We start from the raw sequence: 2,453 nt of genomic DNA on the forward strand, positions 1-2,453 counted from the left end.
GCTGCAGGTTGCCCACACCAAACTGTCCTTCAGCCGGGCCTTCATACTCAGGGCCTATCCCCTGCAGACCCACGAAATGCTTTTCGATGCGCTTACCCCAACGAATCCCGTGACAACGGCAATGGCGATCCTGCGCAGGCCTCTTTTTAGGAAAGCCTGCCGCCGATTCTGTTCCATGAGACCCATGTGTCAGATCCCGGCAATAAAACCGGACGGCGTACCGTTGGCAGGATCGACAAACACTACGTCGTCTGGTGCCCGTCGCGGCGTATCGATGGCCAGAAAAACGACTGGATGGCTCAGAATGCGAGGCACGGCATGCACGGCCCGACGCGGGAACACCAGAAGATGGCCGGGGGCAAACGGGGCCTCTTCCTTGGGATCATCAATCCAGAATGTGCCTGTCCCGGAGAGGACATGAAGCACTTCATCGCACTGGGTATGATAATGCGGTGGCACATCCCGATAGATCCGAAAGACCCGGATACTGGCTTCCGGCTTGTCGGTCAGATAGGTGTCCAGCAGCATCGTGTCCGCCGTTTCGGGAAACACCGTCGCAATTTTATTGAGATCGAAGCGACCTCCCGTCCGGTTCAGGGTCATCAGATGTTCTTCGTCATTCATGAGGTCCGCTCCTCTCAAGCGCTTTGGCTGTTTTCGTCATGATTGCCTCCGTTCAGGCAAGGAAACCCTCGAGAACGATTTTGCCCTTGGCCTGACCGCTCTCGATCAGAGCGTGAGCCTCTCGCAGATTGGTGGCGGTGATCGCGCCAAGATTTTTGCCGAGCGTTGTACGAAGACGACCCTCCTCTAAGAGCCGCGACACGTCGTTCAGCAGTTTCCCCTGAGCGCTGATGTCTGCCGTTCCGAACAGTGAACGCGTGAACATCAGTTCCCAGTGCAGAGACAGACTTTTTCGCTTGAGCGGCGCGGCGTCGAGTTCAGATGGATCATCAATCAGGCCGAAATGTCCCTGCGGGGCCAGAAGTTCGACGATCTCCGCCAGGTGTCGATCTGTCTGCGTCGTGGAAAAAACAAAACCGGGAGCGCCGGTAGGAAGGGCAGCAACCTGTGCGGCCAGAGGCTTGCTGTGATCGATCACGTAATCTGCCCCGAGAGATGTGACCCAGTCCTGCGTTTCGGGGCGCGCAGCCGTGGCAATGACCGTGATATCAGTCAGAACCTTGGCCAGCTGGATCGCCATGGAACTGACCCCGCCTGCGCCCCCGATAATCAATATGGAGGACGTCGTTCCCGGGACAGACCGACGAATGTCCAGGCGATCGAAAAGCATCTCCCAGGCGGTGATTGCGGTCAGCGGTAAGGCCGCGGCTTCGGCCCAGTTCAGGGAACGGGGTTTGCGACCGACAATCCGTTCATCGACCAGATGAAACTCGGCGTTGGTCCCCGGACGATTGATCGCGCCGGCATAAAAGACTTCATCACCGACAGAGAAATCCGTGACGTCCGGTCCGGTTCCAACGACAACACCCGCCGCATCCCAGCCCAGAACACGCCACTGACCCGCCTCCGGCGTTGCACTGCGGCGGACTTTTGTATCAACCGGATTGACCGACACGGCCCTGATTTCCACCAGAAGATCCCGGCCCGAAGGGACGGGTTTCGGTAGATCAATATCCTGAAGAGACGCCGGATTTTCGATGGGAAGCGGCGTCTGATAACCGATGGCTCGCATGATCTCTGCTCCTCTGTTGAATGAGGAGAAGAGTGAGCACTATGCTGTTTTCAGGCAAGAACGCACTTTTAACGCCCATAGTGTCGGAAATGATACCGTTATGACCCGCATCCGCCATCAGTCGCTTGATTGCAGTCCCGGCTGCGCTGTTGAGGCAACGCTTCAGCTCATCGATGGAAAATGGAAAGGCGTGATCCTCTATCACCTGCTTCAGGGGACATTACGCTTCAACGCCATCCGTAAGCGCCTGCCCAACATCACGCAGAGAATGCTGACGACCCAGCTTCGCGAGCTGGAGCGCGACGGATTTGTGTTACGGACGGTTTACCCGGAAGTTCCGCCAAAGGTGGAATACAGCCTCACCCCGCGCGGGCGGACCCTCGAACCCGTCATCATGGCTCTCAAGGCCTGGGGCGATGAGCACACAGAGTTCGGACATGTTCCTGAGATCTGCGCAGATATGAAAGGTTCTCCAACAAACTCTTAGCGTACGTTTTCGAACAACCTCTCACCGCTCCCCGTACACTAGGACGTGCAGACTGATTATCAGCCTGTCGGGCACAGGTGACCAAGGAACGTCATAAAGACATGGTTGCTGGTATTTTTCCAATACGTCCGGCCTGTAGGCGTTTGTGGATCTTAATTCAGCGACCAGCAGCGTGATGTTGGGACATTCTGATCTGTTCCCGGAGTTGGGGCCGTCAAAACGCAGAGTAAAGTCTGTTTCTGCCGGATCAGCGTGAAGAGGGCTCCTGAG

The 2,453-nt window shown here is 56.8% G+C and carries 3 protein-coding genes; 1 reads left to right on the forward strand and 2 read right to left on the reverse strand.

The window, feature by feature from the left end:
* Window positions 1-189 precede the first annotated feature (189 nt).
* Window positions 190-624, reverse strand: coding sequence for a cupin domain-containing protein (locus B3759_RS03960; protein ID WP_291363821.1), 435 nt, complete (start codon window positions 622-624; stop codon window positions 190-192).
* A 52-nt stretch (window positions 625-676) separates the two neighbouring features.
* Window positions 677-1,696 (reverse strand): zinc-binding alcohol dehydrogenase family protein, encoded by a 1,020-nt coding sequence (locus B3759_RS03965; RefSeq protein ID WP_291363823.1) that lies wholly within the window; start codon window positions 1,694-1,696, stop codon window positions 677-679.
* Between the two features lie 100 nt (window positions 1,697-1,796).
* Here B3759_RS03965 and B3759_RS03970 point away from each other — a divergent pair, with 100 nt between their 5' ends.
* On the forward strand, window positions 1,797-2,183 hold the full coding sequence (locus tag B3759_RS03970; RefSeq protein WP_174694306.1) for a winged helix-turn-helix transcriptional regulator: 387 nt from the start codon (window positions 1,797-1,799) through the stop codon (window positions 2,181-2,183).
* Window positions 2,184-2,453 lie beyond the last annotated feature (270 nt).

Source organism: Acetobacter sp. UBA5411, assembly GCF_002409645.1.
Taxonomy (GTDB): Bacteria; Pseudomonadota; Alphaproteobacteria; order Acetobacterales; family Acetobacteraceae; genus Acetobacter.